Annotated in this window: 25 protein-coding genes; 16 read left to right on the top strand and 9 right to left on the bottom strand. The window is 63.3% G+C overall.

Going from position 1 to position 25271, the window contains the following annotated elements:
- Positions 1 to 123: 123 nt before the first annotated feature.
- The gene (locus X773_RS73530; protein ID WP_210164201.1) at positions 124 to 4557 is read left to right on the top strand and encodes an alpha/beta fold hydrolase; all 4434 of its coding nucleotides are present in this window, start codon (positions 124 to 126) and stop codon (positions 4555 to 4557) included.
- A gap of 63 nt (positions 4558 to 4620) precedes the next feature.
- Here the strand turns inward: X773_RS73530 and X773_RS40830 are convergent, their stop codons facing one another.
- From X773_RS40830 to X773_RS40815, 4 genes are all read right to left on the bottom strand, one after another.
- Positions 4621 to 5451, bottom strand: a complete 831-nt coding sequence (locus X773_RS40830; protein ID WP_023674005.1) for an alpha/beta hydrolase — start codon at positions 5449 to 5451, stop codon at positions 4621 to 4623.
- Entirely contained in the window at positions 5448 to 5705 is a 258-nt protein-coding gene (locus X773_RS40825) for a DUF1127 domain-containing protein (protein WP_198023510.1), read from the bottom strand. The genes X773_RS40830 and X773_RS40825 overlap by 4 nt, the downstream gene beginning before the upstream one ends.
- A 124-nt stretch (positions 5706 to 5829) precedes the next feature.
- Complete coding sequence (locus X773_RS40820) at positions 5830 to 7056, bottom strand: NAD(P)-binding domain-containing protein (protein ID WP_245274598.1); 1227 nt, start codon at positions 7054 to 7056, stop codon at positions 5830 to 5832.
- A 106-nt stretch (positions 7057 to 7162) separates the two neighbouring features.
- Positions 7163 to 7747: an OsmC family protein gene (locus X773_RS40815; protein ID WP_245274597.1), complete on the bottom strand. Its 585-nt coding sequence runs from the start codon at positions 7745 to 7747 to the stop codon at positions 7163 to 7165.
- A 480-nt stretch (positions 7748 to 8227) separates the two neighbouring features.
- On the opposite strand from X773_RS40815, the gene X773_RS40810 reads away from it, so the two are divergent.
- Positions 8228 to 8407 (top strand): hypothetical protein, encoded by a 180-nt coding sequence (locus X773_RS40810; protein ID WP_023674001.1) that lies wholly within the window; start codon positions 8228 to 8230, stop codon positions 8405 to 8407.
- A gap of 26 nt (positions 8408 to 8433) precedes the next feature.
- Here the strand turns inward: X773_RS40810 and X773_RS40805 are convergent, their stop codons facing one another.
- The gene (locus tag X773_RS40805) at positions 8434 to 9792 is read right to left on the bottom strand and encodes an NAD(P)/FAD-dependent oxidoreductase (RefSeq protein ID WP_023674000.1); all 1359 of its coding nucleotides are present in this window, start codon (positions 9790 to 9792) and stop codon (positions 8434 to 8436) included.
- 260 nt (positions 9793 to 10052) lie between these two features.
- Between X773_RS40805 and X773_RS40800 the strand changes: the two genes are divergently transcribed.
- Entirely contained in the window at positions 10053 to 10769 is a 717-nt protein-coding gene (locus X773_RS40800) for an XRE family transcriptional regulator (protein WP_023673998.1), read from the top strand.
- A gap of 230 nt (positions 10770 to 10999) precedes the next feature.
- On the opposite strand, the gene X773_RS40795 is transcribed toward X773_RS40800, so the two are convergent.
- From X773_RS40795 to X773_RS40780, 4 genes are read right to left on the bottom strand one after another with little or no spacing between them, the layout of a single operon-like run.
- Positions 11000 to 12040, bottom strand: a complete 1041-nt coding sequence (locus tag X773_RS40795) for a DUF3445 domain-containing protein (protein WP_023673997.1) — start codon at positions 12038 to 12040, stop codon at positions 11000 to 11002.
- Positions 12041 to 12049: 9 nt separating this feature from the next.
- Positions 12050 to 13015 (bottom strand): PDR/VanB family oxidoreductase, encoded by a 966-nt coding sequence (locus tag X773_RS40790; protein WP_023673996.1) that lies wholly within the window; start codon positions 13013 to 13015, stop codon positions 12050 to 12052.
- Positions 13012 to 13608, bottom strand: coding sequence for a dimethylamine monooxygenase subunit DmmA family protein (locus X773_RS40785; protein ID WP_023673995.1), 597 nt, complete (start codon positions 13606 to 13608; stop codon positions 13012 to 13014). The genes X773_RS40790 and X773_RS40785 overlap by 4 nt, the downstream gene beginning before the upstream one ends.
- A 14-nt stretch (positions 13609 to 13622) precedes the next feature.
- Complete coding sequence (locus X773_RS40780) at positions 13623 to 14756, bottom strand: aminomethyltransferase family protein (protein WP_023673994.1); 1134 nt, start codon at positions 14754 to 14756, stop codon at positions 13623 to 13625.
- A 286-nt stretch (positions 14757 to 15042) separates the two neighbouring features.
- Between X773_RS40780 and X773_RS40775 the strand changes: the two genes are divergently transcribed.
- From X773_RS40775 to X773_RS0136940, 13 genes are all read left to right on the top strand, one after another.
- Entirely contained in the window at positions 15043 to 15330 is a 288-nt protein-coding gene (locus tag X773_RS40775) for a hypothetical protein (RefSeq protein WP_023673993.1), read from the top strand.
- A gap of 11 nt (positions 15331 to 15341) precedes the next feature.
- Complete coding sequence (locus X773_RS40770; RefSeq protein WP_023673992.1) at positions 15342 to 15719, top strand: hypothetical protein; 378 nt, start codon at positions 15342 to 15344, stop codon at positions 15717 to 15719.
- A gap of 16 nt (positions 15720 to 15735) precedes the next feature.
- Complete coding sequence (locus tag X773_RS74165; RefSeq protein WP_023673991.1) at positions 15736 to 15897, top strand: hypothetical protein; 162 nt, start codon at positions 15736 to 15738, stop codon at positions 15895 to 15897.
- Between the two features lie 15 nt (positions 15898 to 15912).
- Positions 15913 to 17313, top strand: a complete 1401-nt coding sequence (locus X773_RS40760; RefSeq protein ID WP_023673990.1) for an amino acid permease — start codon at positions 15913 to 15915, stop codon at positions 17311 to 17313.
- A gap of 370 nt (positions 17314 to 17683) precedes the next feature.
- Complete coding sequence (locus tag X773_RS40755) at positions 17684 to 18373, top strand: hypothetical protein (RefSeq protein ID WP_031211010.1); 690 nt, start codon at positions 17684 to 17686, stop codon at positions 18371 to 18373.
- On the top strand, positions 18370 to 18702 hold the full coding sequence (locus tag X773_RS40750; RefSeq protein ID WP_023673987.1) for a hypothetical protein: 333 nt from the start codon (positions 18370 to 18372) through the stop codon (positions 18700 to 18702). The genes X773_RS40755 and X773_RS40750 overlap by 4 nt, the downstream gene beginning before the upstream one ends.
- 84 nt (positions 18703 to 18786) lie before the next feature.
- Positions 18787 to 19680 carry a glutamine amidotransferase family protein gene (locus tag X773_RS40745; RefSeq protein ID WP_023673986.1) on the top strand — a complete coding sequence of 298 codons (894 nt, stop codon included), beginning with the start codon at positions 18787 to 18789 and terminating at the stop codon, positions 19678 to 19680.
- A gap of 94 nt (positions 19681 to 19774) precedes the next feature.
- Positions 19775 to 20437 carry a GXGXG domain-containing protein gene (locus X773_RS40740; protein WP_245274607.1) on the top strand — a complete coding sequence of 221 codons (663 nt, stop codon included), beginning with the start codon at positions 19775 to 19777 and terminating at the stop codon, positions 20435 to 20437.
- Between the two features lie 6 nt (positions 20438 to 20443).
- Entirely contained in the window at positions 20444 to 21772 is a 1329-nt protein-coding gene (locus X773_RS40735) for an FMN-binding glutamate synthase family protein (RefSeq protein WP_023673984.1), read from the top strand.
- Between the two features lie 33 nt (positions 21773 to 21805).
- Entirely contained in the window at positions 21806 to 23113 is a 1308-nt protein-coding gene (gene glnT / locus X773_RS40730; protein WP_023673983.1) for a type III glutamate--ammonia ligase, read from the top strand.
- Between the two features lie 35 nt (positions 23114 to 23148).
- On the top strand, positions 23149 to 24402 hold the full coding sequence (locus tag X773_RS40725) for a sarcosine oxidase subunit beta family protein (protein ID WP_023673982.1): 1254 nt from the start codon (positions 23149 to 23151) through the stop codon (positions 24400 to 24402).
- A gap of 17 nt (positions 24403 to 24419) precedes the next feature.
- Positions 24420 to 24695, top strand: coding sequence for a sarcosine oxidase subunit delta (locus tag X773_RS40720; protein ID WP_023673981.1), 276 nt, complete (start codon positions 24420 to 24422; stop codon positions 24693 to 24695).
- Positions 24695 to 25271 (top strand): 2Fe-2S iron-sulfur cluster-binding protein (locus tag X773_RS0136940; RefSeq protein WP_031211008.1); only part of this gene is annotated, 577 nt, incomplete at its 3' end. The genes X773_RS40720 and X773_RS0136940, both read left to right, overlap by 1 nt.

The following is a 25271-nucleotide window of genomic DNA, read 5'->3' as shown; positions in this document are numbered from 1 at the left end:
CCGGACGATCCTCGCGGCGCCCTGCGCTGGAGTCTCTCGAAGATCCGACAGGTCGTCGACCTCGGGAACGGCGAGATCCTGCAAGCCGACCGCAACGCAGTTCGCCTGAACACCAGCGAAGTCGTGCTGGACATCGCGCCGCTCCGGGGCCTCGGCGGTCGTGACATAGAGGCTCTCGGACCGGAGAAACTGGAGGCCCTCGCCGGAGCGTTCCGCGGCCGTTTCCTGGATGATCTTTCACTGCCGCGCTGTCCGGAATTCGAAGCCTGGCGCATTGCGACCGCCGACGAACTGCACGTGACGCATCTGCGCATCCTTCGGGTGCTCGTCGACCGGCTTGAGCCGGCGCGGGCACTTCCGTACGCGCATGTCCTGGACGGGTTGGAGCCTGGGGACGAGGCTCTTCGAGCGGACATCCGCCGGCTGAGCGAGGCAGCACGGCAATCCGCCATGGTCCAGAGCCGCGCTTCGAGTAGCGACATCGGGGTCGCTCCCGCCGATGAGAACGTCCCTCCGACGCGTGTTTTGCCTGCGTCGGAGATACAGCTTGCCTCTCCGCCGGAGCGAATCCTTGCGCAGGAGATTCGCCGGTGCACGACGCCCGACGGCGCGCGCTTGGCCTATTCCTTGAGTGGTCAAGGCCCCCCTTTGGTAAGGGCCGCCCACTGGATGTCCCATCTCGAGCTCGAATGGGACAGTCCGGTGTGGAAGCATTGGATCGAGGGCCTCTCCGCGCACTACCAGCTGATACGTTACGACCAGCGCGGCAACGGCCTGTCGGACCGGTATCCCGCCGACCTGTCCTTCGAGGCCATGGTTGCCGACCTGGAGAGCATCATCGATGCCGCTGGTCTGCGCCGCGTTTCCCTGCTTGGCATTTCCCAGGGGTGCGCCGTTTCGATAGCCTATGCCGTCCGGCATCCAGAGCGTGTGGCGGGGATGGTGCTGTATGGCGGATTCACCAAAGGTTGGCGCAAACGGGGCAATCAGCGCGAAATAGCACGCCGCGAAGCGATGGGAGCGCTGATTCAGGAAGGCTGGGGCCAAGACGACCCGGTGTTCCGGCAAATGTTCACCTCCCTCTTCATTCCGGAAGCAACGCCGGAACAGAGGAATTGGTATAACGAGTTGCAACGCAATACCGTCTCGCCGGAGATTGCCCATCGCATCTTCGAGGAAGGCGCCGTCATTGACGTTGACGAGCTGTTACCGCGGGTCCGCGTCCCGACCCTGGTGATGCATGCTACGGGAGACGCGGTCATTCCGTTCGATCATGGCCAGGCGATGGCTGGGAAAATCCCCGGCGCGCGTTTCGTTGCGCTAGACAGCGTCAACCACGTGCTGCTTGGCCACGAACCGGCATTCGCGACCTTCGTCGACGAAACGCGTCGTTTCCTTGCCGACCCCGAACAGACGCAGCAACTGGCAGGCCCTCCGGCGTCCTTGGGAATCAACCGCTCTCGGCAATACATAACAGTGCTGGCCGCGGAAGTGGTCAGTCCCATGCATCTCCTCGAAACGGAGGATCCGGAAGTGGCGATCCGCGAATTCCAGCCCGTCGAGGATCGGGTGATAGACGTCGTGGAGAGCCATGGCGGCGTCGTCACGTCGGCTGCTGACGGGACAATCACCGCAGCATTCGGCCTCGCTCGCGCCACCGAGGATCACGCTTATCTTGCATGCCGCGCCGCGCTTGCGGCCAAGCTGGCAGTGGAGGAGCTTTCCCAGGGCGGGATCCAGTTGAGGGCCGGAATAGACACCGGCGAGGTGATCGTGCGGCAGCAATGGACGACCAAAGCCAGCAAGGTTGAACTGGCCGGAGCCGCGCCGCGTGCGGCCAACCGGCTGATGCGTGCCTTGCACCGTGCGACGATCGCCGCGACAGGCCGGGCGCGCGCAGCCGCCGGGGGCTATGTGCAGATGCACCGCTTAGCGCATTCGGAGCATCCGCAACTTGGCCACGAGGAACGCATTTACGAGCTGTTGGGCGAAAATCACGCTTTGTCGCGCTGGCACCTGAGGGCCAATCGCGGCCTCACCGGACTGGTGGCGCGCGAGCTCGAGCTGAAAATCCTTCTTGCAACCTGGCGCCGGGTCAGGGAGGGCCACGGCCAGGTCGCCGGGATCGTCGCCGACGCCGGCATGGGCAAGTCGAGGCTTGCCCATGAATTTCTCTCCCTCGACGAGGTGGCCGGTTTTACTGTGCTTGAATGTGGCGGTCTGGAGTTTGATTCATCAGTTACTCTGGGTGCTGTAAAGAAGCTGCTGCTCTCGGCTTGTGGCATTCGTGGCGAAGACGGCTTGGCGGAAGCCCAGCGCCTGTTTGCATTCAAACGGGCTGAACTGGACCTGGATCCAAGTCATACGGCGCCGCTTTCCTTCCTCGCGGACCTGCCGGTCGACGATTCTTCCTGGTGGCATCTCGATGCGCGGGAGCGGACCTCACGGGTATCCGAGGCGATGAGCGCATTTCTCGTTGCCTTGAGCCGGGCCTCGCCCGTAGCCGTGCTTATCGAGGATCTGCACTGGATCGATGCCGAGAGCGAGGCCGTAATGAACAGGCTGGTCGAGGTCATGGGCGCCAACCGTATCATGCTGCTCGCCACCTACAGGCCGCAGTACCGACACGAATGGAACCGCCGCGGCTATTTCCAGCAGATAAGGTTGGAGCGGTTCGCGCGGGACGAAATGGAGCAGTTCCTCACCGAATTGCTGGGATCCGATCCCAGCTTGGGGGAACTGCGGCAATCGCTTGCCGAGCGGGCCGAGGGCACGCCGCTATTCCTGGAAGAAATGGTGCGCGGATTGGTTGCGGACGGTGCACTTGCCGGCCAGTCCGGCCGCTACGAGCTCAAGAGGCCAGTGGATTCCATCACCATCCCGTCGACAGTTCAATCGCTCATCGCCGCACGTATCCAGCAGCTGGGTGACTCGGAAAGGCAGGCACTCCAACTCGCTTCGGTTATCGGCAAGAATGTTCCGTATCCCCTGCTGAGGGCGCTCTCGCCGCTCTCGGAGGCGGAGCTGGGGGTATGCCTGGCCAAACTGCAGAGTTTGGAATTCCTGTTCGAGGTCCAGAGCTATCCTCACGTGGAGTATACGTTCAAGCACGCGTTGACGCTCAAGGTGACCTACGAATCTCTCCTGGCGGAGGACCGAAAAAGGCTGCATCGGGCTGCATTGGTTGCGATGGACAGACTCTATGCCGGATCGCTGAACCACCACATCGAGGAACTGGCCGAACACGCGCTTCGTGCCGAGGCTTGGGAACCGGCCGCGGATTATCTGCTGCAAGCGGCGGGCCGGGCCGAGGAACGCTCGGCCTATTCCGCCGCGGTCCAGTTCCTCGAAAACGCCCGCAAAGCAGTCGCCGCGCTGCCCCGAAATCCGAAAACCCTCGCCCAGGCGATCAACCTGCGGGTGCGGATGCGGCCCGCCTACGGCGCCCTGGGTGCCTATCGGAAGGCGCTGCCGCAGCTATTGGAAGCGCGCGAACTGGCCATGGAACTGGGCGATCCGCAACTCATCTCCGACGTGTTGCTCCACTTGAGCTATCTCAACAGCTCCCACGGCCGCTACGAGGAGGCGCTGGAACCGGCCGACACACTCAAGCGCGGCGCGACGGCAAATGGCGTGCAGCGCTGCATAAGCGAGTCGGACCTGGCCGCCTCACAGGCGCTTCTGATCCGCAGCGAGGCGCGGCAGGTGCTGGAGCGGCTTGTTCCGCATGAGGAGAGGTTCACCAAAGCTTGGCGTCTGGAGCGTTTCGGACAGCTCGGTGCGCGTGCGGTTTGGTACCTGGGGCACCGCGCGCAGGCGGAAGCACGCCTTGGCCGGTTCGATGATGCGGAACGTTCGCTTGCCGAACTGCAGAAGGTCGCCGCCGAAGTGGCGCGCCCGATCGATAGCTGCGCGGCCGCCTATTTCACCGGTGTGGTGGGCGTCCTGCGCGGCCCCGAGCCGGCGCTTGTCGAGGCGCTGCAATTGTGGTCCTCCGAAGCCGCTACCAGCGCATCTATCCTACTCCGGCCATGGCTGTTGACCGTGCTCGGGCATGCGGAATTCCTGCTCGGCCGCAACCACGACGCGGGCGCCACCTTGGAAATGGCGGTGACCGAGGCTGAGCGGCTCGATCTTGCCCAGTTCGAATGTCACGCGCGCGCGGTGCTCGCATGCGTGCGTGCGCGCCTGTATGAGCCGGAAGCTGCGGCCAATCTCGGCCATGCGCTCGAGCTTGCGCGGGGACGCGGCGATCCGTGGAGCGAGATCATCGTACTGCGCGGCCTTGCCGAGCTGAAGCCTTCCAGATCGGCCATTGGCTGGCTCGAACAGGCCTGCAATCTTGCCAGGCGGGTTGAATTGCGGCCGGAGCTTGCCCGCTCCTTGCTAGCTCTCGGGCTCGCGAAGCGGCGCGGCAAGATTGCTGGCGCGGATGCAACTCTCGCGCAAGCGGCCAAGCTCTACACAGAAATGCAGATGCGGGAGGATTTCTCCGGCATGGAGGAGCCGACCGGAAGTGTCCTGCCCGATCGCGTTCCCATGGCGGTTACGGCTTGATCCCTCCGCATCCAGGGATCTGCTTCGAAGGTTTGCGCTGCCTGTAGGGCAAGCAAGCCGCGGTCACGCAGCTCGCGACCCCGCGGTGTCATGGAACGATATCTGCCGGACCAAACGATCCGCCACCACGTCTGCGTGGGTCAGCGGTCCCATATGTCCGGCGCCAGGAACAATCGCCCCGATTGCGGCCGGAACGCGGGAAACGAGTTCGCGGGCGATGAGCCGCGTCGGAACTGGTGCAAATTCGCCGCGCAATACCAAGACCGGAAAGCCAAATCGGGCATATTCGCTTGCTGGCGTCGATTCATGGATCAATGCGTGGAAGTCCAGGCTGGCCTTCGGCAGAAACCGCACGAGTGCAGCCTGAAGTTCCGGCTTCATCGCGGCGAAGATGCCGGCCCCACCCCAGTAGTCGATGAAATGAGCTGTCGCGGTCAGGTAACTGCCGTTGATCAGGCCGTCATGGACGGTGCCTGCGATCGCCAAGACTTCGCCGAGCGCCTCGTGGCCCTCACAGTCCAGCTCGCGCAGCAGGTGAAAGGCAGACGGCTCATAAAGGGAGAGGCTGGCCAGCCGGTCTGGACGCATCGCCGCTATATGCGGGGCCAATCCACCACCATAGGAATGGCCAACAAGATGCACAGGCCCGTCATGGTGGTCGATCATCTCCAGGATACCGGCGGCTTCGTGGGTCAGATGGAAAGCGCCGGCACCAGTCCAGGTGCCGCCGCCCGGCGCCCCGATCAGATCGGGTGCGATGAGCCGGTAGCTGTCATCGAGCCGCTCCGCCAGGCTGCGCCATTGCCGTCCGCTGCCGCCTGAGCAGTGCAGGGCGATGACAAGCGGTGCCTGACACGCCCTATGCGTGACGTGGGACGTCGATGCGGCAATCATCGAGCCCCGCCCTCCTCCGCCCTCAAAAAACGCGTGCGGCGGCTGGGATCACGCCCGGCAAACGAAGTGATCCAGTTGATCTCGAAGCGGGTGATGCCGATGTCGCGCAAGATGTAGTCCGGCAACTCATAAAGCTGTCTACGGTCCCGTTGGATACGAATGAAACGCCAGACTGCGGCCAACATTGTTCCGCCAGCCCAGCGCAAACCTCGCGTTCTGGTGAGGCACAGGGATGGGTTCACCATTTCACTCATTTTGATTTTCTCCATGGTTGCGGGCGCTGACTACGGCGCCAGTGGAGCCCTTGTCGTTGTCCGCCGTGAGCTTCATCGTTGAAGGCAACGTCGATTTTTGCCGCGCTAGCGTTGTATTCGGCGGTCAGGCCGCTGCTCGGCGGGAGACGTCGAGAAACATTGCCAGGTGAGCCGCCAGCGCCTCCGCATCGCGGCCGACGCCGTCGAGGAAGCTGGAGCTTCGATGGCGCATGAAATTGAGGCCGAGCACGTAGAGTCCCGGATACGCGCAGACGCCGCCATCGTTCAGGATTTCGCCCCGGGCGTCGAACACATCCAGCTTCAGCCATGGGTATTCCCGGCGATAGCCGGTAGCCCATATGATCGTCTGGATACCCTGGTCGATGAGATCGATTTCGGTCGCCTCGGCGCTCAGGATCAGGCTCGGAATGGAACCGGGATCGATCGAGTAGAGGCCATCGCCGGCGGCCGCGCGGTCTATATTGGCCAGCACGCGCCTCAGCCTGCGTTCCGCCGCCATGGTCGTTTCGGCGAGATCGCCGTTGAACCGAATGCGTGCATCGCAGGCGGCAGCCGCTCGACCGACAAGACGAATGCCTTGCTCCCGAAGACCGGCAAGGTCGAGCGTCCTGCGCTCGGGTGTGCCTATCAGCTGCAGGGAGGGCTGCCGCCGTGCCGCGGTGAGATCCGGAACTTCAGCGACAGGCTTGGCAAGCATTCCCAGCCGGTCGAGCCACCACAGGATGTCGTGCCCGCGGTAAAGCCTCGGTAGGCGTGTATGACTGCCGACCGACAGGGTCACCGGGCGTCCGGAGCGATTGATCTCCTCCGCAAGTTGTATGCCGGTCGCCGAGGCCCCGGCCACGAGAACGCCACCCTGGGGCAGGTGCTGAGGATTGCGATAGTCCCGCGGCACGACCTGCCTGATCCGGGAGGAGATCTGCTTTGCTAGTGGCGGAATGCGTGGCCGGTCGCTGTATCCGGTCGCGACCACGACCGCACGCACGCTCCATTGGCCGCGATCGGTCAGCAGCCGGAAGCCTCCGTCGACCCTTTCGGTCGAAAGCACCTCCACACCGTCCTCCACCGGTGCGGTGATCGAGCACGCGTAATCCTCTAGGAACCCCACCGTCTCGGCCATTGTCATGAAGCCGTCGGGATTGGCTCCGCGATAACCGCCGCCGGGCAGGCGTGTCATCCAGTTGGGCGTCAGCAGGCGCAGCGAATCCCACCGTTCGCTGCGCCAGCGCTCCGCGATGCGGCCGCGCTCCAGCACGACGTGGTAGACCCCGCGCTCGGACAGGCACCGGCTCATGGCTAAACCCGCCTGTCCGGCGCCGATAACGGCCACGTCTGTGCGTCGCATGGAATTCGCGCCTTGTAAGCAGGGGTACGAGATCGCCGGCGCCATTCTTTTACGGGACGAGGCCGGCGATATTGCTCTTCCGAACTGGAGATCAGCCCTTCACGGCAACCGAGACCGGCACGCCGTTGGTCAGCACGTCGAACACCGCGGAACGGGCGCGCGACTGCATTACGATTTCCTCGAGCTTCTCAGCCGAAGCATCGCCCTTGATCTTGAAGGAGATACGGATGCCCTGGTAGCCGTTGCGGACTTCGTTAGAGATGCCGAGGATGCCGCGAAGGTCGATGTCGCCTTCGACGGTCGATTCCACCTCATGCAGCGTCACGCCGCGCGCGGCCGCGATGTTCGCGATGCCGGCGGTGAGGCAGGAAGCAAGCGCGTGGAGTAGGTATTCGACCGGCGTCGGGCCGTTGTCTTCGCCGCACAGGACCGCCGGATGATCGCTGTCGGCCTGGTATGCCGTCACATGCGGCTGCTCGGCGCCAGCGCCGAAGAAGTTGGCCATCGTGCTGCGGCTGTGCGTGCCGGTGATCCAGCGGCTCTTGGCCCGGAACTGGAACTTGGCAAGCTCCGGCTGGCCCGCGACGGCATTGATGGTGGCCAGAAGGGTGGGCGTATTGACGCCGTTCCTCGGCTCCCGCGACGCCTTCTTAACGGAAGCCTTTTCCATGACCATTGTATCGTCCTGCATGTCATTCACTCCTGGGTTCGGATGTTGCGCGACCGGGATCGCCCCGGACGGCTAAACCTCGGCCGGCAGCGTTTGACGTGCAGTGGGAACAACAGTGGGAAAACGAGAGGTTTTTTTGCGTCAACCAGTCGTGAACAGCGCCAGATCCGCAATCAGCGAAACGGCGGGCCTTCAAACGCTTTGCTTCCTCGCGCGGTGCGATCTCCCGTAAGCGCCGAGAACGCTTCGCAACCGAAACCACAGGAGATCAGACCATGTCTCGTTCATTTGGAAAGGATACCCGCCCGTCCTCAACCGACTGGGCTGTCATAGCTCGCGGGCCAAGCAAGGCCGAGGTGCTCGCCCATATCGCGAAGATTCACACATACGCGAGCACCCTAAATCGGCCCGGCCGCGAGAAAACCACATGAGGCTTGTTGCGGCGGGAGTGCCGATCGGCCCCCGTCGACAACACTTGTCGGGATAATGTTTTCGGTCGACGTCCAGCTGGCCGCACACGGCATCGCGGTCCATGCCGGGGCGAAGTTTTCGACCGGAAAGACCAGCGCCGTGCGCGTCGCGACCAGCATCCTGAGCGAGGAGCACCTCGAGCACGTCGCAAATTCCCTGGCGCTGGCAGCCGACCCGGCGCGGGAAGTTAACTGAGGCAAGTCAATCGCCGTTCGGACTGCTTACTCCGCCGCCACGCCCTTCACCTCGAGATAGCTTTCCATTGAATCGTCCATCGCCTGCAGCCAGGGCGTATGGTGCAGCGGCGCCATCGTGCCGGTCATCAGCGAGCGGTAGGCGTGGTCGCGGAAGCCCATAATGTCTTCCGCCTTGTGGTGCTCCCACTCCATGAAGGTCTGATTGACAGCCTCGACATCGAAGCCGGGATAGTCGGTCTGCTCCATCAGCTCCCTGGTGTAGTCGCCCTGGAACCAGATCATCTGCTCGGCGTCTTCAAGTGTTTCTTCACGTGCCCGCCATTTCCGGCCGTGCTCGGCCATTGCTTCGGCCGAGGGCAGCTTGATGCGGCCCATGATGACGTCGCGGGCGAACCAGGCCTGCGCGTCGAACATGTTGAAGGTGTAGAACTGGTCCTGCATGCCGATATAGGACAGCTTCGGGTTTTTCTCCCAGACGACGCCCTCGTAGAGCCCGTCCGGCCACATACGGTTGGCGGTCTTCAGCTTCAAATCCTCGGTGAGGAACGGGAAGGAGTGGAGATAGCCGGTGCACAGGATGATGGCGTCGACGTCTTTGGTGCTGCCGTCCTTGAAATGCGCGGTCTTGCCGACGACCTTCTGCAGCAGCGGCACTTCCTTCCAATTGTCCGGCCATTTGAAGCCCATCGGCTTCGAGCGGTAGCTGGAGGTGATCGATCTGGCGCCGTATTTGTAGCATTGCGAGCCGATGTCCTCGGCCGAATAGGAGCGGCCGATGATCAAGATGTCCTTGCCCTTGAATTCCATCGCGTCGCGGAAATCGTGGCTGTGCAGGATACGGCCGTTGAAGGTCGAAAAGCCCTCGAAATAGGGAACGTTGGGCACGGAGAAATGCCCCGAAGCGACGACGACATTGTCGAACTCTTCCGAATAGGTGACGTCGTTGGTGCGGTCATGCGCGGTGACGGTGAATTTTTTTGTTGTTTCGGAGAAGGTGACCATGCGCACCGGGCTGTTGAAGCGCACCCATTGGCGCACGCCGGATTTTTCGACGCGGCCCTTGATGTAGTCCCACAGCACGGCGCGTGGCGGATAGGAGCCGATCGGCCGGCCAAAATGCTCCTCGAAGGTGTAGTCGGCGAATTCCAGGCATTCCTTCGGGCCGTTCGACCAGAGGTAACGGTACATCGAGCCGTGCACCGGGTCGCCGTGCTCGTCGAGGCCGGTGCGCCAGGTGTAGTTCCACAGGCCGCCCCAGTCGGACTGCTTTTCGAAGCAGACGATCTCGGGAATATCGGCGCCCTTGTCGGCGGCCGACTTGAAGGCCCTGAGCTGGGCCATGCCGGACGGCCCGGCTCCGATGACGGCAACACGATCTTTCATTCCGGGCCTCCCGATCTCATTTCCCTAACGAAACAAATTTCACTGACAGGACAGTAATTGCCCCTTCGATGCTGTCAACCGGCCTCATGATGGAAACCTTGTTCATCAAGCCGGATTTCCACGCGACGCAGGACCTCGGGCGAAAATCCGGCTGCGCGCGATTCGACGCGGAGTAGCTTGCCGTGGCAGTTGCGCTTCTATATCGGCACCGAATATGTTCACCGTGAGTGAAATGAATCGGCAACGTCCGGGGTGGCGAAATGGCGAAAAAAGCGACCAGTCTGAAGCATGATGCCGGCACCGCCGGCAAAGCCAAGCCGTCGGCCGCTGCAATCGATCCGCGCAAGATACGCGCGCCGCTCACCCAGAACCCGCATGCCATTCGCGATACTCGCGAAAAAGTGCTGGAAGTCGCGATCGGCCGCGAGGTGCGGGCATTCCGCAAAAAGCTCGGCATCACCGTCGCCGATCTGGCTGCCGCCACCGACATTTCGCTTGGCATGCTGTCGAAGATCGAGAACGGCATCACCTCGCCATCGCTGACCACGTTGCAGGCGCTGTCACGGGCGCTCGGCGTTCCCGTCACCGCCTTCTTCCGCCGTTTCGAGGAGGAGCGCAGCGCCGTCTTCGTCAAGGCCGGCGAAGGGCTCGACGTCGAGCGCCGCGGCACGCGCGCCGGCCACCAGTACAATCTGCTCGGCCATATCGGCTCCAACACCAGCGGCGTCGTCGTGGAACCCTATCTGATCACGCTGACCGAGGATTCCGACGTGTTCCCGACCTTCCAGCACGAAGGCATGGAATTCCTCTATATGCTCGAGGGCGAGGTGGTTTACCGGCACGGCAGCAATCTCTACCCGATGAAGCCCGGTGACAGCCTGTTCTTCGACGCCGATGCGCCGCACGGACCGGAAGTGCTGAGCGTCCTGCCGATGCGCTATCTGTCGATCATCTGCTACCCGCAGAGCGCGGGGTGAGTTGGCCAATCTCCCCCCTCGTGGGGGAGATGTCCGGTAGGACAGAGGGGGGCGCTGTCCCGCCGACTTATCAATCGATCGTGGGTGCGAGCTTAGACTGTTGATAGTCTTTCGCAGGAGGTCGGAAAGGGTTGCGTTCCTTCGCGCCCCCCTCTGCCCTGCCGGGCATCTCCCCCTCTTGGGGGGAGATTGGCAGCTTGACGGGCAGCGCGAACCTCGCAAACAGAACCTCAATCAGGCCCAAAACCCGCTGACGTCGCACTCCCATCATCCAGCTTCGACAGCCATTCGACCAGCGTCGGCCGATAGCGCGTCAGGCCCTTGTAGGTGGCGAGTTCCTCGGGCAGGTCGCGGATGACGCGGTGCAGCCGCCGTGCCCATTTCGGCTGCGTCACCAGCTCGTCCATCTTGATCAGATAGCAGCGGATCGGGAAGACGATCGCATTCGAGCGCGGCAGCCGCCAGAAGCTCTGCAGCTCGACGCGCAGATGAACCTTGTCGCCGACGTTTTCCGGCGTCACCGTGGCGCGGTCCGGACCCCATTTGTGGTAATTTTCCGGGCTGGTATCGAGGCGCGGATTGATGGTCATCGTCCAGTTCAGCCGGCGCGCCGGCTTGCCCTGCTGGATGTTGGTGAGGAATTTCAGCGCCCGGACGAAGATGCCCTTCTCATGCGCCAGCGGCACCGGCGCGTGCCATTCGAAGAAGTTCATGCCGATGTCGAAATCGAGCGACCAGTCGGCCTGGGTGGTGACCATGCCGGCATCCATCCACAGATTGCCGTCGCGCTGGTCGAGGATGCAGAAATCGCCCTGGCTCTGGCGGGTGATGTATTCCATCGGCCCATAGGGCAGCGTCGAGACATCGCCGAAGGTGAAGCTGTCGTCGATGCCGAGCGGCCGGTTGATCCAGCGCCAGCGGTCGCCGTCGCGGATCAGCATGAAATGCTCGGGATAGCCCAGCGCCTGCTGCTCCATCAAAAGCTCGAGCAGATCCCAGCCGGCCAGCGTCATGTGCGGCAGCGACTGGCAGCGCAACGGGTCCTCGGCCAACACCAAAGCGCGGTCCTGCATCTCGGCGACATAGTGCTCGTCGACGTCGATCAGGTTCTCCAGCACGCTGCCCTTCGGCCCGACGACATGCGGCTCGATGTTGACGGCATACATGTAGCTGTCTTCATGGAACGGGAACGGGAACCGCCTGATGTGCTCGGGGCTGTTCCTGAAGGTGAAGTCGTCGCGGAAGGTTTCCTTGCGAAAGGTGATGCCCAAGCTCGCCTCCTATCTTTCCAGCACCAGCGACCTGCCCTCGAAGCGTGAGACGCAGGGCATGATCTTGCAGCCCGAACGGTGGTCTTCCTCGCTCAGCCAGTGGTCGTTGTGGATGAATTTGCCGTCATGCGAAATGACGTTGGTCTCGCACTGGCCGCAGACGCCACCGCGGCAGAGATAGGGCGGATCGACGCCGGCCGCCTCGATCGCCTCGAGCAGGCTCTGCTGCTCGTCGACACGGATTGTCTTGCCGCTGAGCGCCAGCGTCACGTCGAAGGGCGCGCCGGGCTGCGGGGCCGCGAAATGCTCGAAATGCACGGTCTCGGGAGGCCAGCCGAGGGCGGCGGCACGCTCGCGCACCCAGCCGATCATGCCCGACGGGCCGCAGACATAGAGATGCGTGCCGAGCGGCTGCGACGACAGCAGCCGGTCGAGATCGACGCGCTCGTCGCGGTCGTCGTGATAGAGCCTGACCCGGCGGTCGTAGCGCTCTCTCAGCAGGTCGGCATAGGTGCCGAGCGAGGCGGTGCGGCAGGTGTAATGCAGTTCGAAATTGCCGCCTTCCGCCGCCAGCTGCGCGGTCTGCGCCATGAACGGGGTGATGCCGATGCCGCCGGCCAGCATCAGATGCTTCCTGGCGCGCAGATCGAGCGAGAACAGGTTGACGGGATAGCTGACCACCATCTCCGTGCCCGGCCTGACCTGCCTGTGCATGAACAGCGAGCCGCCGCGGCCGGCGTCGTCGCGGCGCACCGAGATGGTGTATTCGCGGGTGTCGAGCGGCGAGCCCATCAGCGAATAGGGATTGAGCCTGGTGCGTTCGCCATCGCGCATCTCGACGACGACATGGGCGCCGCCGGAGAAGGTCGGCAAAAGCTCGCCGTCGCGCCGGCGGAAATGAAAGCGCGTCACCAGCTCGTTGACCGGGACGACATCGCTGACGAGGACATCGAGCTTGGTGGTGCCGGTGCTCATCGAAAGACCTCCTCGATCGGAGGAATTTCGCTGCGGTCCTCGGCATTGATGCAGACGCCCTGGAAGGCGGCGAGCCGCCGCGAATAATGATCGCGCACCAGAAGCAGCAGGCCGCAATGCGAACAGGTCGCCGGCTGCGTCGTCACGTTCTCGGTGATGCCCTTGCAGTGGACGCATTGCATGCGGCGCGCCAGCGAGCCGCGATGCTCGGTCTGGATCGAGGTGTGGTCGATGCCGGCTTCGAGCGCCGCCTGCATGGCCTGTCCGATCAGCCCTTCGGTGCCGGCAAGGTAGAGCCTGAGGCCCATATGCGCGTTGGCCAGCGTCTGCTTCAGCCGCGGCAGGGCGCTGGCGAAGGAATGGCCGAGGTAGAACTGCGCCGGCTTCAGGGCTTCGAGCGCATCGGCGTATTTGCCGTCGCGGCCGGGAATGAAGATGATGTGGGCGCCGCCGAAGAAATCCGCCGGTGCCTTGGCGGCCAGATCGGCAATCGCCAGCGCTCCTTCTGCATCCGCTATGAAAAGATGATGCTTGCCAGGCTGCGGAGACAGGGTCCCATAGACCGGACGGCTGATGATGCTTTTCGCTGCCATACCCGCAGTATGCCTCAGCCTTTCGCCGTGCGCTTGGTCTTCTTCGGATCATCGAAAGGAAGCGGCTCGGCGATTGCGCTGATGGCGCCGCTCTTGTTGCGGATCTCGAGCCTGGTGCCCTGCACCGCGCAGTCGACCTCGAGCCGGGCGATGCCCATCGATTTTTTGACAAGCGGCGAATACATGGCGCAGGTCACCACGCCGACCTTTTTGCCGTCGCGATAGACCGGTGCGCCCTCGTCGGCCGGCTCCTTGCCTTCGAGCAGCACGCCGAAGATCTTGAAGCGCTCCTTGCCCTTGAGGCGATAGTGCTCCTCGGCACCGCGAAAGCCTGTCTTGCCGGGGCTGACGGTGAAGTCGAGACCAAGCTCCCACAGCGTGTCGCCCGGGCCTTCGTTCTCAAACGGGTATTTCTGCGAATTGTCGTAGGGGTAAAACAGCAGGTAGCTCTCGACGCGCAGCATGTCGAGCGTGGTGAAGCGGCACGGGATGATGCCGGCGCTCTTGCCCTCGTCGAGGATCCTGTCCCAGATCGTTCCGGCGTCCTGGCCACGGCAGAAAATCTCGTAGCCGCGTTCGCCGGTATAGCCGGTGCGAGAGATCATCACGGGAAAGCCGAACAGCTGCGTCTGCATGTGGTGGAAATAATTGAGGTCGCGAATGCCGGGCACATGCCTTGCAAGATAATCCACGGCTAGCGGCCCCTGCAGCGAAAGGTCGTGCAGATTGTCATCGAAGCGCAGCGACACGTCACGACCGACCGAAGCGCGTTGCAGCTCTTCATGGCCGGTGCCCGAGCCATGCACGACCATCCAGGAATTCGGGCCGGTGCGGTAGAGGATGCAGTCGTCGGTGAACTTGCCGGCCTCGTTGAGCATGCAGGCATAGGCCGACTTGCCGGGATAGATCTTTTCGACGTCGCGCGTCGTCGCCAGATCGATCAGGTGCGAGGCGTGCGGCCCGGTGATGTGGACCTTCTTCAAGCCGGAGACGTCCATCAGGCCGGCCTTGGTGCGGATGGCGATATACTCTTCGTCGGCGTCCTTGTCGTAGGTCCAGGCGGTACCCATGCCGCTCCAGTCCTCGAGCTTCGAGCCGAGCGCGCGATGGCGGTCCGCAAGCGTCGAAAATCTCCAGGATGCCGTCATCCGCTGTCCTCCGTTCGAAAGAAACCTTTTTGCTTTCCCCTGCTCCCTGAACACAGGCGGGAGCGTTGCCTTGAATATTGACCGCAAACGCAGGGAGCCTGCAATACCCGTAAGCAAATAATTTCATTGTCAGGCAAATCCGACGAGCCCAAACAAACGGTTAACGTCGCGTAAAATCGTCTTGACAATTCCAGAATTCGGCCGGATTTTATGAAAAAAATTTCACTCTCTTGAAAGAGGGCAATGACCGGCCAATCCGGACCGGCGTTGAAAAAGGGGAAAGCCGATGTCCGACCTGCAACAGCGCGTGGAAGCGTTGTACCGTTCCGACGTGCGTGGATCCATGCTCCTGATCGTCTGCCTGTGGGCGACGATCCTCTTTGTCCTGTTCATGACATGGCCATACGTCCCCGACGCCGGCATCAAGCTCGTCGTCGCGGTCGCCGCCGCCGCCGTGCTGATCTTCAACACGGCCGCGATCCTGGCGATGGTCAACCACTACAAGGAAGACAAGGACTTCATCTACGGCCTCGACATCAAGAACGCCGACGCCTACCGCAACCGCAAGTCCTGAGGGGGAGACGCATGGCCCGCTATACACCGCCCGAACAGAGCAAGGCCGGACAGGTTTTCGATATCGCCGTCGTCGTGGTCGCGATTTTCGTCGCGCTGTGGCTGCCGCTGAAACTAGGGCTGGCAGGGGCGGCAAAATCCATCGACGCGCTTGACGCCAAGACGTGGGAAGCGCTCGGACAAAACCCGACCATGGCCTCGATCTGGGAAAAGCTCGGCTACACGCCGGAAACCGCGCACGACATCATCCAGAACCGGTTCCACTACATCATCGACTGGCCGACGCTGATCATCATGGCGGCTGTGCTGATCGGCTATTTCATCTTTCTGTTCCGCGCATCGGACCGCGAATACCGCGACGTCATCGACGAAAAGTTCGGCGACAAATAGATAGGGAAGCATCGTCATGTGGGTGGCACTCTCTTACGCATGCTGGGGCATCTCGATCGTGCTCGCGCTGTGGATGCTCTACGACTGGTTCAAGATCGACACGACCTATTCCGAAGAGATGCTGACCTCGTCCAGGGAAGGCGAACTTGAAGCCGTGTCCGAAAAACACCGGATCTGAGTGGGGAATTGAACGATGACGATCACGGCTGAACCAGCGGTGCAAGTGCAAGGCGACAGGGTTTCACTGCTCAGGGTGCTCGGCCCCGCCCATGTCTGGGCGCTCGGTGTCGGCATCGTTCTGGTCGGCGAATTCACCGGCTGGAATTTCGCGGCGGACAAGGGCGGCGCGCTGGCGGCGCTGATCGTCTGCTGGATCGTCGGGCTGCTCTACACGTCGGTCGCGATGATCGATTCCGAAGTTACCTCGACGGTTGCCGCCGCCGGCGGCCAATATGCCCAGGCCAAGCACATTGTCGGGCCGCTGATGGCCTTCAACGTCGCGCTGTTCCTGGTCTTTGCCTACACCATGCTCGAAGTGTCGGACGCGATCCTGCTCGGCGACACGATCGTCGCCAAGGCTGGCGTCGAGGGCATCAACCACAATTCCTTCATCGCCGCGACCATCGTCGTGCTGGCATGGCTCAACTATCGCGGCGTGCTGATGACGCTCAACGTCAACTTCGTCATCACCGCCATCGCCTATGTCTCGATCGTCATCCTGTTCTTCTCGGTCAGCCCGTGGACGCAAGGCGCCGTGCTCAAGCTCAACGAGTTGGTGACCCCGGGCAACGCCCTGCCCTATGGCTGGATCGGCGTCATCGCCGCCTTCCAGTTCGGCATCTGGTATTATCTCGGCATCGAGGGCACCACGCAGGCGGCCGAGGAAGTGCGCTCGCCGGCGCGCTCGCTGCCCTACGGCACGATGGCCGGCATGATCACGCTTCTGATCGCCGCCGCCATGACCTGGTATGTCTGCGCCTCTCTGATGCCCTGGGAATATCTCGGCATCACCTACTATCCGCTGTGGGACGCAGGCAAACTGACCGGCAGTGCGCTGCTGGAAAACCTGTTGTTCATCGCGACGCTGCTTGCCGCGCTCGCCTCCGCCAATGGCTGCATCAACGACGCCGCGCGCGCCTGGTTTTCGCTCGGCCGCGACCGCTATCTGCCGACCTGGTTCTCGGCGGTGCATCCGAAATACCGCACGCCCTATCGCTCGATCCTGTTTCTGCTGCCGATCGCGCTCGCCTTCGCCTTCATCGCCGACCTCAACCAGGCGATCACCTTCTCGATCCTGTCGGGCGTGCTGCAATACACCTTCATGAGCATCAACATCATCATGTTCAGGAAAAAGTGGCCGCTCGGCTCGATCCGCCGCGGCTACACCCATCCGTTCCATCCGCTGCCGGCGATCGTCTTGTTCTGCCTTTGCGTCGTCACTTTCTTTGCGATCTTCCTCGGCTTTGGTTCGCAGCTGATCGCCATGGTCGCTTTCTACTTCCTGATCTCGCTGTGGTTCCACTTCTACCGCTACAAATTCGTGCGCCGTGGTGCCCAGTTCACCATGCCGTGGCCGAAGCCGCAGGGCTACTGACAGGAGTAAAGGAGGCTCACCCCAAAACGCAGCGCAATCGCATATGGGAAAGTGCCCCCTCACNCCGCAGGGCTACTGACAGGAGTAAAGGAGGCTCACCCCAAAACGCAGCGCAATCGCATATGGGAAAGTGCCCCCTCACCCGGATTGCCAACCGAATTGCGAAGGGCAATTCGGGGCAATCCGACCTCTCCCCGAGGGGAGAGGAGATCGCCGGCGTTGATGCCAGCCTCTTCTCCCCAACGGGGAGAAGGTGGCCGCCCACGGGTCTTGCCTCCGGCAAGCCCGAGGACAGGCTCCGCGGCCGGATGAGGGGGACTTCCTATACAAGAGCCCTGCCCCAGAATGGGGCGCGCCTGTGCATGATGAGATGTCTGAAATGATCTCAGCGTCACTCGCCGGGGCGGTTGCCCTGGCTCTCGTCCTCCATATAGCCTGGCTTGCGCGGGCCAGCCGCACCAAGGCTTCGACCGGGCTTGCCGCCGACGAAGCCGGCGTCCGCGCCGTCATCCCCGACGCGGCCAACGTCTCGGACGGCACTGCCGGCGTCGTCACCTTCGCCGGCTCGTGGAACGGCCGGCGGGTCCAGGTGCGGACCATCGTCGACACGCTGGCGATCAGGAAGCTGCCGGCGCGCTGGCTGAGCGTTTCGATCACCGAAAAGGTCGCGATACCAGGCACTTTCGATATGATGATGCGGCCGGGATCGCCGACGACCTTTTCCAATTTCGATCATCTCGACCATACGCTGCCGAAGGCGGCGGGATTTCCGGCCGAGGCGGTGCTGCGGAGCGACCGCAAGGGCGTGCGCTTCCCCGAAACCGTCATCGCCGGCCACCTCGATATCTTTGCTGAGGAGCGCGCCAAGGAATTGTTGATCACGCCGAACGGCGTGCGCATCGTCTGGCTTCTGGCCGAGGCCGAGCGGGCGCGCTACGGCGTATTCCGGCAAGCCGAATTCGGCACGGTCAGGCTCGATCCGGTGCTGATCGAGAGGCTGCTGTCGTCGGCTTCGGCGCTGCGCGATGCCATCAATCAAAGCGAACGGCAAGCGGCATGACCAGCCAGATCACCACCTCCCCCGCACCACCGAGCCCCTATCTGGTTCTGGGCGCTGCGATTGTCTTGCCGGCGAGCGGGCATGTCGTGCTCGGCGTGCCGGTGCGCGGCCTGCAATTCCTGTTCTTCATGGTGATCCTCGCCTGGGTCACCGCCAAGATCGCGCCGCCAGACGCCAGCTTCGTCGGACGCCATGCCGGCGGCTTCCTGATCTATGCCCTGTCGATCCTGGATGCCTACAAGATCGCCCGCATCCGCTATGCCAAATGGGTTCACAATGGCGGCCAGCGCAGCGATAGTGCGGCCGGCGGCGCCTCAGCCGAAATATAACGACAGGAAAATTTTTTTCATACCAATTGAATTCTCGGGACTCATTCGATACATCTCGGAGGGAACAAACTCGCGGAGGCTGACATGTGCGGAATCGTCGGACTGTTTTTGAAGGACAAGTCGCTCGAGCCCCAGCTTGGCGCGATGCTGTCGGAGATGCTGATCTCGCTCAGCGATCGCGGTCCCGACAGCGCCGGCATCGCCATCTATGGCGCGCCCTCCAGTGAAGCCAAGATCACCATCCAGTCGGCCAAGCCGGAGCGCGATTTCCGCGGCCTCGACGCCGAACTCGCCAAGGCAATCGGCGCGCCGGTGAGCATTGCTGCGAAGTCGACGCATGCGGTGGTCCGGACGACGCCTGCCAAGATCGACGAAGCGCGCGAGGCGATCCAGACGCTGCGCCCCGACATCCGCATCATGGGCGCCGGCGACGTCGTCGAAATCTACAAGGAAGTCGGCTTGCCCGAAGCGGTCGTCGACCGTTTCGGCGTCCGCGAGATGACCGGCACCCACGGCATCGGCCATACCCGCATGGCGACCGAATCGGCGGTGACGACGATGGGCGCGCATCCGTTCTCGACCGGCGCCGACCAGTGCCTGGTGCATAATGGCTCGCTGTCCAACCACAACAATGTCCGCCGCGAGCTGATCCGCGAAGGCATGACATTCGAGACCGAGAACGACACCGAGGTCGCTGCCGCCTATCTCTCCTCGCAGATGGCGCATGGCAAGAATCTGGGCGAGGCGCTGGAAGGCACGCTGAGCGATCTCGACGGCTTTTTCACCTTCGTCGTCGGCACCAAGAACGGCTTCGGCGTGGTGCGCGATCCGATCGCCTGCAAGCCCGCCGTAATGGCCGAAACCGACCAGTATGTCGCCTTCGGCTCGGAATATCGTGCGCTCACCAAACTGCCCGGCATAGACAATGCGAAGGTCTGGGAACCCGAGCCCGCAACCGTCTATTTCTGGGAGCATTGAACCAATGCCGGCAAGCAATGCCTTCAATACGGGCAACCTCTCCAAGGCCGCGCGCGAGCCGGGCCAGGCATCGCGGGTCTTCGACCTGGCCGAAATGTCGCTGCGCGAGCTCAACCAGGCGCTGCACGATCTGGCGCCCGGTTCGAACGAGACCGCCTGGGAGGTGCTCCACCCGCGAGGCAGCCATTCGGTCGCCGTCGGCGTCGACCAGCCGGTCGCCATCGATGTGCGCGGCAGCGTCGGCTATTATTGCGGCGGCATGAACGACGGCGGCACCATCACCGTGCATGGCTCGGCCGGGCCCGGCGTCGGCGAGAACATGATGTCCGGCCAGATCGTCGTCAAAGGCGATGCCAGCCAGTATGCCGGCGCCACCGGCCGGGGCGGGTTGCTCGTCATCGAAGGCAACGCATCGTCGCGCTGCGGCATCTCGATGAAAGGCATCGACATCGTCGTCCACGGCAATATCGGCCACATGTCGGCTTTCATGGCGCAGTCCGGCAACCTCGTGGTGCTGGGCGACGCCGGCGATGCGCTCGGCGATTCCATCTACGAGGCGCGGCTTTTCGTGCGCGGCAAGGTCGAAAGCCTCGGCGCCGACTGCATCGCCAAGGAGATGCGGCCCGAGCATCTCGAATTGCTGCAAGGCTTGCTCGACCGCGCCGGTGTGACCGGCGTCAAGGCGGCGGAGTTCAAGCGTTATGGCTCGGCTCGTACCCTCTACAATTTCAATATCGACAACGCCGACGCGTATTGAGGCTCAATGACCTATCGCAACCCGCCGACGACGCCGCGCAAATCCGCGACCTTCGACGACTACACGCTTTCCGAGATCCGCCGCGCCGCGGCGACCGGCATCTATGACATCCGCGGCGCCGGCGCCAAGCGCAAGCTGCCGCATTTCGACGATCTTCTGTTCCTCGGCGCCTCGATCTCGCGCTACCCGCTCGAAGGCTATCGCGAGCGCTGCGACACCAGCGTCGTGCTCGGTTCGCGCTATGCGAAGAAACCGATCGAATTGAAAATCCCGATTACCATTGCCGGCATGAGCTTCGGCTCGCTGTCCGGCCCGGCGAAGGAAGCGCTCGGCCGCGGCGCGACGCTGTCCGGCACCTCGACGACCACCGGCGACGGCGGCATGACCGAGGAAGAGCGCGGCCATTCAAAAACGCTGGTCTACCAGTATCTGCCGTCACGCTATGGCATGAACCCGCGCGACCTGCGCCGCGCCGACGCGATCGAAGTGGTCGTCGGCCAGGGCGCCAAACCCGGCGGCGGCGGCATGCTGCTCGGCCAGAAGATCTCCGACCGCGTCGCCGAAATGCGCACGCTGCCGAAAGGCATCGACCAGCGCTCGGCCTCGCGCCACCCCGACTGGACCGGGCCGGACGACCTCGAGATCAAGATCCTCGAACTGCGCGAAATCACCGACTGGGAAAAGCCGATCTACGTCAAGGTCGGCGGCGCGCGGCCCTATTACGATACCGCGCTTGCGGTGAAATCGGGCGCCGATGTCGTCGTCGTCGACGGCATGCAGGGCGGCACTGCGGCGACCCAGGAAGTGTTCATTGAAAATGTCGGCCAGCCGACGCTTGCCTGTATCAGGCCGGCGGTGCAGGCGCTGCAGGATCTCGGCATGCACCGCAAGGTGCAGCTGATCGTCTCGGGCGGCATACGCAACGGGGCCGACGTCGCCAAGGCGCTGGCGCTCGGCGTCGATGCGGTGTCGATCGGCACGGCAGCGCTTGTCGCGCTCGGCGACAACGACCCGCGCTGGGAGGCGGAATACAACGAGCTCGGCACCACCGCCGGCGCCTATGACGACTGGCATGAGGGTCGCGACCCGGCCGGCATCACCACGCAGGATCCCGAGCTAATGAAACGGGTCGATCCGATTGCGGCCGGCCGACGGCTGGCGAATTATCTTAAGGTGATGACACTTGAGGCTCAGACAATCGCACGCGCCTGCGGCAAGAACAGCCTGCACAATCTCGAGCCCGAGGATCTTGTCGCCTTGACGATCGAAGCCGCCGCCATGGCCGGCGTGCCGCTGGCCGGCACCAACTGGATACCGGGCAAGAACGGCTTCTAAAACAAACCAAATGCCAGTAAGCGAGGAACTATAATGGGGAACGATCTCGCCGCCTTCGCCAAGGAGAAGGGCGTCAAATATTTCATGATATCCTACACCGACCTGTTCGGTGGGCAACGCGCCAAGCTGGTGCCGGCGCAGGCGATCGCCGACATGCAGCGGGACGGTGCCGGCTTTGCCGGCTTTGCCACCTGGCTCGACCTGACGCCGGCGCATCCCGACATGCTGGCGGTGCCGGATCCGGCCTCGGTGATCCAGTTGCCTTGGAAGCCGGAGGTCGCCTGGGTCGCCGCCAACTGCATCATGGACGACAAATCGGTCGAGCAGGCGCCGCGCAACACGCTGAAGCGGTTGATCGCGGAGGCCGCTGGCGACGGCATGCACATCAAGACCGGCGTCGAGGCCGAATTCTTCCTGATCTCGCCGGATGGCAAGACGATTTCCGACGAATATGACACGGCGTCGAAGCCCTGCTACGACCAGCAGGCGGTGATGCGCCGCTACGATGTGATCGCCGAGATCTGCGACCACATGCTGGCGCTCGGCTGGGGCGCCTACCAGAACGACCACGAGGACGCCAACGGCCAGTTCGAGATGAACTGGGCCTTCGACGATGCGCTGGCGACCGCCGACAAGCATTCCTTCTTCAAATTCATGGTGAAATCGGTCGCCGAAAAGCACGGCCTGCGCGCAACCTTCATGCCTAAACCCTTCCAGGGCCTGACCGGCAATGGCTGCCATGCGCACATCTCGGTGTGGGACAAAGATGGCAAGACCAATGTCTTTGCCGATAATGCGATGGAGCTCGGCCTGTCGGCCAAGGGCAGGAATTTCCTCGGCGGCATCATGAAACATGCGTCCGCGCTTGCCGCCATCACCAACCCGACGGTCAATTCCTACAAGCGCATCAACGCACCTCGCACCATCTCCGGCGCCACCTGGGCGCCGAACACGGTGACCTGGACCGGCAACAACCGCACCCACATGGTGCGCGTGCCCGGCCCCGGCCGCTTCGAGCTGCGCCTGCCGGACGGCGCGGCAAACCCCTATCTGCTGCAGGCCGTCATCATCGCCGCCGGCCTTGACGGCGTCCGCTCGAAGGCCGACCCCGGCAGGCGATACGACATCGACATGTACCAGTTCGGCCATACGGTCGAGGGCGCGCCGAAGCTGCCGCTCAACCTGCTCGACGCATTGCGCGAGTTCGACAACGACAAATCGCTCAAGGCGGCGCTGGGTGAGGAATTCTCGTCGGCCTATCTAAAGCTCAAGCAGCAGGAATGGAATTCCTATGCTTCCCACTTCACCCAGTGGGAGCGCGACCACACGCTCGACATCTGATCCGGAATTGTTGCACGCCGGCGCGAAACAGGTTCATGAAATACTCGATCTTCTCCCTCGCCCGGGCGGCATTTTCCGGCCACAAGAACTGGCAGCGCACCTGGCGCGACGCCAGCCCGAAGAGCCACTACGACGTGGTGATCATCGGCGGCGGCGGCCATGGCCTGGCGACGGCATGGTTCCTCGCCAGCGAATACGGCATCAGGAATGTCGCGGTGCTGGAAAAAGGCTGGATCGGCTCCGGCAATGCCGGCCGCAACACCACCATCATCCGCTCCAATTACGGGCTGCCCGGCAATACCGGTTTCTACGAGCTTTCGATGAAGCTGTGGGAGCGGATGGAGCAGGACCTCAACTACAACACCATGGTCAGCCAGCGCGGCGTCATCAACCTCTACCATTCCGACGCGCAGCGCGACGCCTATGCGCGGCGCGGCAACACCATGCGCATCAACGGCATCGATGCCGAACTGCTCGATCTGGCGGCGGTCAGGAAGATGATGCCGTTCCTGAACTTCGACGATGCGCGCTTTCCAGTGCAAGGCGGGCTTTTGCAGCGGCGCGGCGGCACGGCGCGCCACGACGCCGTGGTCTGGGGCTATGCGCATGCGGCGAGCGCGCTCGGCGTCGACATCATCCAGAACTGCGAGGTGACCGGCTTTGTCCGCGATGGAAGCGGCAAGGTGACCGGCGTCGAGACGAGCCGCGGCAGGATCGGCGCGGCCAAGGTCGGCATGGCGGTCGCCGGCTCCTCGTCGCGCGTCGCGGCGATGGCCGGCATGCGGCTGCCGATCGAAAGCCATGTGCTGCAGGCCTTCGTCTCCGAGGCGATCAAGCCGCTGATCCCCAATGTCATGACGTTCGGCGCCGGCCATTTCTACGTCAGCCAGTCCGACAAGGGCGGCCTGGTCTTCGGCGGCGATATAGACGGCTACAATTCCTACGCCCAGCGCGGCAATCTGCCTGTCATGGAAGACGTCTGCGAAGGCGGCATGGCGCTGATGCCGATGATCGGCCGGATACGGCTTCTGCGTCAGTGGGGCGGCATCATGGACATGTCGATGGACGGCTCGCCGATCATCGACAAAACACCGGTCGACGGGCTCTATCTCAACGCCGGCTGGTGCTATGGCGGCTTCAAGGCGACGCCCGGCTCCGGCCTGGTCTTTGCTCATCTGCTGGCGCGCGACGAGCCGCACAAGGAGGCTGCCCGCTTTCGTCTCGACCGCTTCCGGCGAGGTGCGATGATCGACGAAAAGGGCCAGGGCGCCCAACCGAACCTGCATTGAAGGCTGGCTGAAGAAGCATGCGCATTGTCTGTCCCTTCTGCGGCGAACGCGAACTCGGCGAGTTCACCTATCTGGGCGACGCCAAGCCGGTGCGTCCGGCGGCCGGCGCCACCGAAGACGAGGTCTTCGACTACGTCTATCTGCGCGACAACATCGCCGGGCCGATGAGCGAATACTGGTACCATGGCGGCGGCTGCCGGGCCTGGCTGAAGGTCGCCCGCAACACGCTGAGGCATGAGATTTCCTCCGTCGAGCCGGCGGCCGGCGTTGGTGCCGCCAAGGTTGGCGCCTGATGGTTGGCTCCGCGCAGATACATCGGCTGGAGAGCGGCGGTCTCATCGATCGCGCCGCGCCGCTGGCCTTCCGCTTCGACGGCAAGAGCTTTGCCGGCTTCCAAGGCGACACGCTGGCCTCGGCGCTGATCGCCAATGGCGTCAAGCTGGTCGGCCGCTCTTTCAAATACCATCGACCGCGCGGCATCCTGACCGCTGGTTCGGAGGAGCCCAACGCGCTGGTCGAACTGCGCAGCGGAGCGCGGCGCGAGCCGAACACCAAGGCGACCACGGCCGAACTCTATGACGGGCTCGAAGCCGCCAGCCAGAACCGCTGGCCGTCGCTGCGCCACGATCTGATGGCGGTCAATCAGCTGTTCGCGCCGATCTTCGTCGCCGGCTTCTACTACAAGACCTTCATGTGGCCGGCGAAATTCTGGGAAACGATCTACGAGCCAACGATTCGCCGCGCCGCCGGCCTCGGCCGCGCTGCAGGCGTCGCCGATCCCGACCATTACGACAAGGCGTGGGCGCATTGCGACGTGCTGATTGCCGGGTCCGGCCCGGCCGGGCTGGCTGCGGCACTGGCGGCCGGGC

The sequence above is a fragment of the Mesorhizobium sp. LSJC280B00 genome (assembly GCF_000502835.1).
Classification (GTDB): Bacteria; Pseudomonadota; Alphaproteobacteria; order Rhizobiales; family Rhizobiaceae; genus Mesorhizobium.
Note: the sequence above shows the minus strand (reverse complement) of the source record. Positions and strands in the feature narration are given on the sequence as shown.

Coding starts and splice junctions, on each gene's coding strand:
- X773_RS40735 (WP_023673984.1), top strand. CDS start 20,444: ATGACCTATCGCAACCCGCCGACGACGCCGCGCAAATCCGCGACCTTC.
- X773_RS40775 (WP_023673993.1), top strand. CDS start 15,043: ATGTCCGACCTGCAACAGCGCGTGGAAGCGTTGTACCGTTCCGACGTG.
- X773_RS40740 (WP_245274607.1), top strand. CDS start 19,775: ATGTCGCTGCGCGAGCTCAACCAGGCGCTGCACGATCTGGCGCCCGGT.
- X773_RS40790 (WP_023673996.1), bottom strand. CDS start 13,015: ATGAGCACCGGCACCACCAAGCTCGATGTCCTCGTCAGCGATGTCGTC.
- X773_RS40830 (WP_023674005.1), bottom strand. CDS start 5,451: ATGATTGCCGCATCGACGTCCCACGTCACGCATAGGGCGTGTCAGGCA.
- X773_RS74165 (WP_023673991.1), top strand. CDS start 15,736: ATGTGGGTGGCACTCTCTTACGCATGCTGGGGCATCTCGATCGTGCTC.
- X773_RS40780 (WP_023673994.1), bottom strand. CDS start 14,756: ATGACGGCATCCTGGAGATTTTCGACGCTTGCGGACCGCCATCGCGCG.
- X773_RS40750 (WP_023673987.1), top strand. CDS start 18,370: ATGACCAGCCAGATCACCACCTCCCCCGCACCACCGAGCCCCTATCTG.
- X773_RS40770 (WP_023673992.1), top strand. CDS start 15,342: ATGGCCCGCTATACACCGCCCGAACAGAGCAAGGCCGGACAGGTTTTC.
- X773_RS40810 (WP_023674001.1), top strand. CDS start 8,228: ATGTTTTCGGTCGACGTCCAGCTGGCCGCACACGGCATCGCGGTCCAT.
- glnT (WP_023673983.1), top strand. CDS start 21,806: ATGGGGAACGATCTCGCCGCCTTCGCCAAGGAGAAGGGCGTCAAATAT.
- X773_RS40785 (WP_023673995.1), bottom strand. CDS start 13,608: ATGGCAGCGAAAAGCATCATCAGCCGTCCGGTCTATGGGACCCTGTCT.
- X773_RS40725 (WP_023673982.1), top strand. CDS start 23,149: ATGAAATACTCGATCTTCTCCCTCGCCCGGGCGGCATTTTCCGGCCAC.
- X773_RS40815 (WP_245274597.1), bottom strand. CDS start 7,747: ATGGTCATGGAAAAGGCTTCCGTTAAGAAGGCGTCGCGGGAGCCGAGG.
- X773_RS40805 (WP_023674000.1), bottom strand. CDS start 9,792: ATGAAAGATCGTGTTGCCGTCATCGGAGCCGGGCCGTCCGGCATGGCC.
- X773_RS40720 (WP_023673981.1), top strand. CDS start 24,420: ATGCGCATTGTCTGTCCCTTCTGCGGCGAACGCGAACTCGGCGAGTTC.
- X773_RS40755 (WP_031211010.1), top strand. CDS start 17,684: ATGTCTGAAATGATCTCAGCGTCACTCGCCGGGGCGGTTGCCCTGGCT.
- X773_RS40825 (WP_198023510.1), bottom strand. CDS start 5,705: ATGAGTGAAATGGTGAACCCATCCCTGTGCCTCACCAGAACGCGAGGT.
- X773_RS40760 (WP_023673990.1), top strand. CDS start 15,913: ATGACGATCACGGCTGAACCAGCGGTGCAAGTGCAAGGCGACAGGGTT.
- X773_RS40745 (WP_023673986.1), top strand. CDS start 18,787: ATGTGCGGAATCGTCGGACTGTTTTTGAAGGACAAGTCGCTCGAGCCC.
- X773_RS40800 (WP_023673998.1), top strand. CDS start 10,053: ATGGCGAAAAAAGCGACCAGTCTGAAGCATGATGCCGGCACCGCCGGC.